The sequence below is a fragment of the Rhodococcus sp. P3_B8 genome (genome assembly GCF_056402775.1).
This window is the reverse complement of the sequence record NZ_JBFUGT010000271.1, coordinates 1-8802: the sequence shown is the minus strand read 5'-3', so window position 1 is coordinate 8802 and position 8802 is coordinate 1. Positions and strand designations below refer to the sequence as shown.

The following is an 8802-nucleotide window of genomic DNA, read 5'->3' as shown; positions in this document are numbered from 1 at the left end:
CCCGGCGGGTCGATCGTCAATATTTCCTCGGTGAACGGGATCGTCGGCGGCGCCGGAGTATCCGCCTACAGCGCCAGCAAGTTCGCGATCCGCGGCATCACACGCAGCGCCGCAATAGAACTGGCTCCGGCAMRKATCCGGGTCAACTCCGTCCATCCCGGCGCGGTATCCACACCCATGATCAGCAACACCCCCTCAGACGACACCGCCGACAACCCCCTGGTCGCGACCATGCCCATCCCCCGCTACGGCCAACCCGGCGAAGTCACCAACCTCGTGCTCTTCCTCGCCGGCGACGAATCAAGCTACTGCACCGGAGGCGAGTACATCATCGACGGAGGCATGACCGCCGGCACAGGATTCTGACCCCACCTTCGACCAATATCGCATTGATCCCCTGCCACAACCGCGCTCCCTCAGCAGCTACTCGAAACGTTGAAACGGCGAGTGAGACATATCGCTGCATAAGAATGCTCGGACGACAGGAAGGAGGATCGAGCAGGATGACCGTTTCAAGCCTTCTTCAATACACGATGCCCTGCGGATCGATGGATCACCACCAACCTCAGCCACTGTTGCACAACGCCATGCGATAGAACAGGCGTGGCAGGTTCGCCCCACGTCGTACGAATTGCGGACGAGCACAGTTGAACTGCTCGGCCGATTCGTCCGCACCCTGGAAGTCGTGGGGCAGGAAGCCTGCCCATGGCCCAAGGGCATGATTGACGGGTCGACCACGCGGTTCATCGGGCGGCACCCTCCGGAGATCACGATGCGACTGTTCATCACCGCACACCAATCGGTCGGCACTGCGCGGATCGCCTGGACCGGCGATCCCGCCGGTATCGACGCCGTCATCGATCGAGGTCCGACAAGCCGAATCCGCCGGGCGGGATGGCTCTCGACCGTGGCTCGGTGGCGCCGCGGAGATCTGTGGGTTGACCTGCACCGTCTCGAGGCAGAGCTGTCCGCGCTACCGGACGCCCCGGAGGACTGGGAAGCGAACTTCGTCGACATGATCGAACAGGCGGAATCCCACGGTCATCTCGACATCGAGAAGATGCTCCTCCACGTCCAGTACCGATTTCACGACGTGGATCCGTAGTCGGTGGTCAGGACCAGCTCGTAACGTCCCTAAGGGATCGATGGGGGCCCAGCGCCGACAGCCACCACGCCGCAGCCATTTCGCCGAACTGTGATCACGAGATCGCGGGCCTGCGGAAAGCTTTCTGGCAGACGAAGGAGGCTGCGGTAGCGGCCGGAGGCTCGACGCGGGAATCGCCTGGTCGGTTCCTGTTGCATGAGGGCTCGTGGATCCGCGCACCGAGCCGCTGTCCCGCCAGTGCGCGCCGGAAGTCGGGTTCGTCGAGGGGGTGGTTCGTCGTCGAGCGGGCGATGCACGTGGTTGACCGCGGCGGGTGAGTGACACCATCGCCGAATCCGAGGGTCGGGCGAAGACCTCCGCGGTGACTCGTGGGCACTGCATCCGACCGATGAGATCCGTTGGCTATACGACCGGACTGGTGATGCCGGTACGTTCCCTCCGGGATGTTGCCCCGTTTGAGATGGGCGCCGCAAGTGCGCCTACCGCCATGTCGATAAGGTGCTCAACTGTTGCGTCGAAGGTTATCGGCACGACGTTTAGGTCCAGAGCCCGTCGCTGTTCGTGGACTGCGAGTGCCGATATGCACATCGTGAATGCGATGTCGAGTCGTTCGATTGCCGCCCGGCCAGGCAGATGCGGCAATGCCGTGGTCAAACGTGCGACAACCTCATTGGCCGCATCGCTGACTCCATCGAAGGACTCGCTTGCGAAATCAACCGAAGGAGCGACCCTTGCCAGGAACCGAGCGTAATGGCTGTCCTCCCCCTGAGTGCGAATGAACTCAGCGATCGGCAGGATGATTGCCTCGAACAGTGCTCGCGGTTCGCCGCCACGGCCCTGTTGATCGATCGCGGTCAGATGCGCGCGCCGTGCCTGGTTGATGTCGCCCATCCGGTACCGGAACACGGCGAGGAGCAAATTGTCGCGGCCACCGAAATGGTACTGGACCGCCGAGTTGTTCAACTGTCCTGCTGCGGCGGCGACGTCTCGCATGGAGACGCCATCGACTCCATGCCTTGCGAATAATTGCTCCGCGGCCTCGATTATCGCGAGTCGCGTTTCTTCCGCCTGTGGCATGGAAGTCACCATATAAGCTGACGACTTAAGCGTCAAGGCATTGACTTAAACTTGCGAGACGCTAATGTGTGCAACATCTCTCGCGGTATCGCCTCGGACGCAAACGTCCGCTTAGCGGACTAGGTTCGATCCACCGACGCGAGGTTGTTGCAGCAGTCGCGCTCACGAGTGGTGATCTCTCCATCGCGCGGCACATCAGTCGCCGCATCGAAAGTGCAGCTTCGAATGCGGACTACGCATCCGTCGAACAAAGGATCACGATGGCTCTCGATCTAGATCGCTCACACGGCACCGTATCCCGCAGACGAGTGTTCGTCGTGCTGTTGGTGATCATCTTCTTCTCGGAAATCGCCGCCTTTGAGATCTTGATGGTTTACCCGGCCATGCCTCACTTGGCACCCGCTTTCAAGACTCTGAACATCGCATGGGTCGCGTCGATCGTCACCCTGACCGGGGCGACGCTGATGCCGCTTCTGGGCAAGGCATCGGACAAATGGGGTAAGAAGAGGGTAATCCTCAGCCTCGGTATCATCTTCGTCGCCGGCAGCATCGTCTGTGCGGTCGCGACGACGTTCCCAGTCCTGTTGGTGGGCAGGGCTCTTCAGGGAGCGCTTGTCGGGATCATCGCACTCTCCTACAGCCTGGTCCGTGACATCATGCCTCGTGACTTCGTTCCCGTCGCGCTGGGTATGGTCGCGACCGGCATCGGGATGTCCGGGTTGCTTGGGCCCTTCATAGCCGGGTGGCTCATCGATGGCTTCGGGTTCCGCGGCATCTTCTGGTTCATGGCAATCTACGTGGCCGCTCTCCTTCCGCTGTACTGGGCGGTTGTACCCGAGAGCCCGGTCCGGATCGCTCAGCCGGTCGACTTCTTGGGTACGCTCCTGCTCGGCCCCGGTGTCGGGGTACTGCTGTTCGGCGTCACGAACGGTACCGATTGGGGCTGGTCGTCCGGTCGCACGATCACAGTTCTGACCTGCGGGGCAGCTATGCTGGTCGGGTTCGTCGCCTGGCAGCGCATCGCTCCCCACCCGCTGATCGATCTCAGGATCCTCTTCGGTCGCAGGCTCTGCCCGACTTTGCTTGCTGTCGCCGGCATCTCCTACATGATGAGTGCACACGCACTCATCATGCCCACGATGCTGCAGACGCCCGCGCAGCTGCCGGGGATCTCTTATGGGGYAGGCCTATCGGCAACTCAATACGCAGTGTGGACCTGCCCGATGGGAATCGCGGGCATGCTGGCCGGCCCGCTCGGCGGATATCTGGCGAGGAGAGTTGGGGCCCGCCAGGTGTTACTGGCGGCCGGGTCGCTTTTCCTGATAGTGATGCTCCTCGGCGCCCAACTGTTCACACTGCAATGGCAAATCGCTATCCTGAGCATGATCGCCGGCTTCGCACTTGGTTTCCTTCACTCATCGAATGCCAATCTCGTCCAAGACGCACTGCCAGCGCCCCAAAGTGGTGTGGGCACAGCGATTGCCGGTTTGAGCATGCAGCTCACGAACTCAGTCGCGGTCACCGTGACCGGGATTGTGATGGCCCGCCACGTCCAGGCGGTCGATCCCAGCACCTTCTCCGTCCTCTATTCCGACAGCGCCATCAGCAGTGGGTATGTGTACGCCGCCACGATCGGCCTCGTGGGGGTGCTGACTGCCCTGCTGATGAAGCATGGCCGCACGCCCGCACAGGGCGGGCTGCAGAGATCAGACCGCCAACCGCAGGACGACCACGACCAGCCGAGGTCCGCCCAGTCCATCAGCTGACACGGGTACCACTTCGGACCAGCATCGCACAGAACCCCGTCCCAGAGAGAGCCCCGATGAACCGTTACTCCATTCCCATTACCCACAACCAACCACACGTGCCGGCCGCGGTCGACTACCGCGACCAGCAGCCACCGTTCACCCGCCAGCATCCGGTACGTCCCCCCGCCGGGGCGCCGAACATCCTGCTGGTCATGATCGACGATGTCGGCTTCGGTGCCTCCTCCGCGTTCGGCGGGCCGTGCCGAACCCCTACGGCTGAACGACTGGCAGACAGCGGCACCAAGTACACCCGATTCCACACCACTGCACTGTGCTCACCGACCCGCGCCGCGACCCTTACCGGCCGAAACCACCACAGCGTCGGAATGGGTGTGATCTCCGAAATGGCCAATGCCGCGCCAGGGTACAACGGCACCCGCCCGGACTCGGCCGCTACCGTCGCACGCGTCCTGCAAGGCAACGGATACGCCACCGGCGCATTCGGAAAAATGCACCAAACACCCACCTGGGAGACCACCCCGGCGGGCCCATTCGACCGTTGGCCGTGCCGAGAGGGCTTCGACAAGTTCTACGGCTTCCTCGGCGCCGAGTCGGACCAGTTCACGCCGGTCCTCTACGAGGACTTCACCGTGGTGGATCCTCCACGCACCCCCGAGCAGGGATACCACCTCTCCGAAGATCTGGTGGACCACGCAATCTCCTGGATCGAGGGAGTGCACACCATGGACCCCGACAAACCATGGTTCTGCTACCTGCCCTTCGGTGCCTGCCACGCTCCCCTGCAGGTGCCCGAACGGTACCTCGACACCTATCGCGGCGAGTTCGACCACGGCTGGGACCGCCAGCGCGTGATCACCCTGGAGAGGCAGAAAGCGATCGGAGTGGTGGCGCCGGACACCGTGCTCGCGCCGTGGTCCGGCGATCTACCGCATTGGGAGTCGCTCAGCCCTGCCCAACAGCAGGTCTCCGCACGGCTGATGGAGTTGTACGCGGCGTTCCTCGAACACACCGACGACGAAGTGGGACGACTCGTCGACCGATTGCAGCAACTCGAACAACTCGACAACACGCTGGTGCTCTACATGATCGGCGACAACGGCGCCTCCGCCGAGGGCGGCATCGAGGGGGCGTTCAACTACCTGGCAAACCTCAACGGGTACCAGAGCGGCACCGAGGAGCTAGTCGAACGGTTCGACGAACTCGGCACTCCGACCAGCTACGCACACTACCCCGCAGCCTGGGCACTCGCTCTCGATACCCCGTACCAGTGGGCCAAGCAGGTCGCCTCGCACTACGGCGGCACCCGCAACGGCCTGATCGCACACTGGCCGGCCACCATCACCGAAACCGGCGGCACCCGACACCAGTGGCACCACTGCGTCGACATCACCCCAACCATCCTGGAGGCGGCGGGGATTCCAGCTCCACACAGCGTCGACGGGGTGCCGCAAACGCCGCTCGAGGGCGTCGCGATGAACTACACCTTCAACGACCCCCAGGCCCCGGACCGGCACACCACCCAGTACTTCGAAATCTTCGGCAACCGCGGCATCTACGACCACGGCTGGACCGCGGTCACCGCGCACCGCGCACCCTGGCTGATGGCCACCCCCGGGCTCGAACTGCCGCGACTGGACCAGGACCGCTGGGAACTCTACGACACCCRCACCGACTGGTCGCAGGCCCGCGACCTGGCCGCCGACTACCCTGACACACTCGAAAAACTCAAGCAGAAGTTCCTCGTCGAGGCCGCCAAATACCAGGTCCTCCCACTCGACGACCGAACCGTCGACCGGCACGCGACCGCCGAATCCCGGCCGCCGCACCCCTTACAGGGACGCAGCAGCATCACCCTCTACCCGCACATGAATGGGCTGGTGGAGAAAGCCGCGCCCTCGTTCTTCAACCGCTCGTACTCGCTCACCGCCCGAATCGACATCGACGGTCCATGCGAGGGAATGCTGATCAGCATCGGCGGCCGCTTCGGCGGATTCGCCCTCTACGTTCTCGACTCACATCCGGTGTTCTGCTACAACTTCAGCGGCGGGGGCCGAACCCACGTGCGAGCGCCCGACGCACTGGCCGCCGGATCACACCAGATCACACTCGAGTTCGACTACGACGGCGGCATCGGCAACGGCGGCCACATCATCTTGTCGGTGGACGGGGCCGCCGTCGCGCGCGGCCGCGTCGAGCACACCACCCGAGCGATGTTCAGCATGAACGAACAACTCGATATCGGCGTGAACCGCGGCAGCCCAGTCTCCGAGGAATTCGCCGACCGCGGCAGATTTCTCTTCACCGGACAGCTGCACCACGTCCAAGTCGACCTCGGAAGCGAAGCAGGCTCCATCGAACGCGAACGCGAACGGATAGCACTCGCGATTCATTAAGCCAGATCGCCGTGCGGTGACCGTCCAGGCCCGGCACGGTCACCGCAGGTCACAGGAACGTGCGCGCTGTCGTGGCTTACTCGTCGAGCAACACCCCATCCCACCTGCCGCGCGGAAAGACGAGGGCGCGAGTGTCTGCCACGCAAGGCGTCTCCCGCTCGCCCGCAACTCAACCCGACTCTCGAAGATACTCGCACTGAATCACTGAAGGGACACAACCACATGGGTACGTTGACACCGGCGTCCGCATCACACAGACAGTCACCTCACGCAAAGACCCGTGGCCCCCAACGCTTCCTGGCGATCAGCATCATTGCAACACTGGCCTTGATGGGCGGGGGATGCGGTGCAGGCGACGCTGACCACAACGTCGGCGGTGCCAGCACGTCGTCTGCCGTCCAGCCCGGGAGCGCATTGGTGACCGATGGCCAACGTGAACAGGAGGCGCTTGCCCGAGAGATTCTCGCGACTGACGTCCTGAGGGAGGAAGTCGAACGGGTCAAAGCGCTATACGCTGCCGACCCCAGGGGAGCTACGCCAGCCGGGGCTGCCACGACCAGCCGCGCCGCCAACGCGATCTCCACCGGAGCAGCCCTGTATGCGGTGAGCGAGGACCCGGACAGGCCTGTCCTGGTCTGGGGCGTCACCGCACCGCATGAGTTCTCTGGTCTGAACATGCCTCGATCCGGGTACGGCATCGAGAACCCCGACAATGTCTACCGGAAAGCGACCGTCGCCGGGAACGCCTCCTACGAGATCCGCGGCAAAATCACCGAGCCCGGCCCGGCTGAACTGCATTTCGAGCTCCGCGATGCGATACCGGGAACCACGGGGTTGAGCCCCGAGGCCGGCACACAGCTCGGGAACCTGAGCAGCGATGCGATCAAGGTCGGGGACGACGGGTCGTTTGTGATCACCGTCGACTCCAGCCCTGCCGACGGTCGTCCCAACCATCTGCAGATCCCGAAAGACGGAACGACATTTGTCCTGGTTCGGGATCTGCTGAACGATTGGTCGCGGGAGAATCCCGTCGGATTGGAGATCGAACGGATTTCCGGGCCCCCGATATCGGCGCCGAAGAGCGTCGAGCAGTTGGCGGCCCGGTCGACCGAGATCCTGTCGAAGATCGCGCCGTTCTGGGTGTCCTACTTCGACAAGTTCATCTACTCGGCGCCCTCGAACACCCTGATTCCCGTGCGTGAACGGCCAGGGGCACGGGGATTCTCGACCAACGGGTGGTTTGACCTTGCCGACGACGAGGCGCTTGTCGTGACCCTGGATCCCGTCGGCGCGAAATCCCTGGGCATCCAGATCTCGGACCCCTGGGGAGTGGCGTACGAGTACCGCGACCGCACCAGCAGTCTCAACACCACCCAGTCCAAGCCCAACCCCGACGGGACGTACACGTTCGTCGTGTCGAAGAACGATCCGGGGGTGTTCAACTGGCTGGACCCCGAGGACAAGGGATCCGGGATGTTCGCTGTGCGCTGGCAGGCCCTGCCGGGTGCATCCGCGATCGACCGTGCCGTTCGCGATGTACGACTGATCAAGTCCGAGGCACTGCGTGACGCACTGCCTCCCAACACAACGTTCGTCACCGCTGATGAGCGAAAGTCGCAGCAGAGCGAACGGGCAGCCTCATACGATCGGCGAATGAACGAATGACCAAATCGGTGATTCAGTCGAAGTCCAACCATGCGCCGTGCCGAGTCGCCACCACCGACTGTCGCAATGCGGTTCGAGCCCGGCAACCACGTGCCGTCGGCGTCGCCCGCGTCAAGTGAACGACCGCGCCCCACTCACACCGAAAATATCAACGACACATCGTTATTCATCATCATCGGAGAGGCAGGAGACCGAAATGGGACGACTCGAGAACAAGGTGGCCGTGATCACCGGAGGCGCCAGAGGAATGGGCGCCTCACACGTGCGACGGTTCGTGCAGGAGGGAGCCAACGTCGTCTTCGGCGACGTCCTCGAAGAGGAAGGCCGGGTGCTCCAGAAGGAACTGGGCACACACTGCACGTTCGTCCCGCACAATGTCACCAGCGAGGCCGGCTGGGCCGAGATCGTCGAACGCGCCACCACCGACTTCGGGGCACTCGACATCCTGGTCAACAACGCCGGAATACTGCGMTTCGACACSATCRASGAMATGGACGTCGCCGACTTCAARMSCATCCTCGACRTCAAYGTCGTCTCCCAATGGATCGGGCTCAAGTATGCGAGCCGGGCGATGAAMCCCGGCGGGTCGATCGTCAATATTTCCTCGGTGAACGGGATCGTCGGCGGCGCCGGAGTATCCGCCTACAGCGCCAGCAAGTTCGCGATCCGCGGCATCACACGCAGCGCCGCAATAGAACTGGCTCCGGCAMRKATCCGGGTCAACTCCGTCCATCCCGGCGCGGTATCCACACCCATGATCAGCAACACCCCCTCAGACGACACCGCCGACAAC

At 63.2% G+C, this 8802-nt stretch carries 7 protein-coding genes; 6 read left to right on the top strand and 1 reads right to left on the bottom strand.

Features of this window, described 5'->3' with window-relative positions; translation table 11 throughout:
- A partial coding sequence (locus AC1D1G_RS36770) for an SDR family NAD(P)-dependent oxidoreductase (RefSeq protein ID WP_477955990.1) occupies positions 1–366 on the top strand: 366 nt, incomplete at its 5' end.
- Between the two features lie 406 nt (positions 367–772).
- On the top strand, positions 773–1105 hold the full coding sequence (locus tag AC1D1G_RS36765) for a hypothetical protein (RefSeq protein ID WP_164065618.1): 333 nt from the start codon (positions 773–775) through the stop codon (positions 1103–1105).
- Between the two features lie 402 nt (positions 1106–1507).
- On the opposite strand, the gene AC1D1G_RS36760 is transcribed toward AC1D1G_RS36765, so the two are convergent.
- Positions 1508–2182 carry a TetR family transcriptional regulator gene (locus tag AC1D1G_RS36760; RefSeq protein ID WP_164065617.1) on the bottom strand — a complete coding sequence of 225 codons (675 nt, stop codon included), beginning with the start codon at positions 2180–2182 and terminating at the stop codon, positions 1508–1510.
- Between the two features lie 260 nt (positions 2183–2442).
- On the opposite strand from AC1D1G_RS36760, the gene AC1D1G_RS36755 reads away from it, so the two are divergent.
- The 4 genes from AC1D1G_RS36755 to AC1D1G_RS36740 form a co-directional block, all read left to right on the top strand.
- Positions 2443–3948 (top strand): MFS transporter, encoded by a 1506-nt coding sequence (locus AC1D1G_RS36755; protein WP_477955988.1) that lies wholly within the window; start codon positions 2443–2445, stop codon positions 3946–3948.
- A gap of 56 nt (positions 3949–4004) precedes the next feature.
- Complete coding sequence (locus AC1D1G_RS36750) at positions 4005–6344, top strand: arylsulfatase (protein ID WP_477955987.1); 2340 nt, start codon at positions 4005–4007, stop codon at positions 6342–6344.
- A 417-nt stretch (positions 6345–6761) separates the two neighbouring features.
- The gene (locus AC1D1G_RS36745; protein WP_477955986.1) at positions 6762–8009 is read left to right on the top strand and encodes a hypothetical protein; all 1248 of its coding nucleotides are present in this window, start codon (positions 6762–6764) and stop codon (positions 8007–8009) included.
- A 196-nt stretch (positions 8010–8205) separates the two neighbouring features.
- On the top strand, positions 8206–8802 hold a 597-nt coding region (locus AC1D1G_RS36740), incomplete at its 3' end, for an SDR family NAD(P)-dependent oxidoreductase (RefSeq protein WP_477955984.1).

What these genes read in the sequence shown, in the direction of transcription:
- AC1D1G_RS36765 (WP_164065618.1), top strand. Translation starts at nt 773, where the DNA reads ATGCGACTGTTCATCACCGCACACCAATCGGTCGGCACTGCGCGGATC.
- AC1D1G_RS36760 (WP_164065617.1), bottom strand. Translation starts at nt 2,182, where the DNA reads ATGCCACAGGCGGAAGAAACGCGACTCGCGATAATCGAGGCCGCGGAG.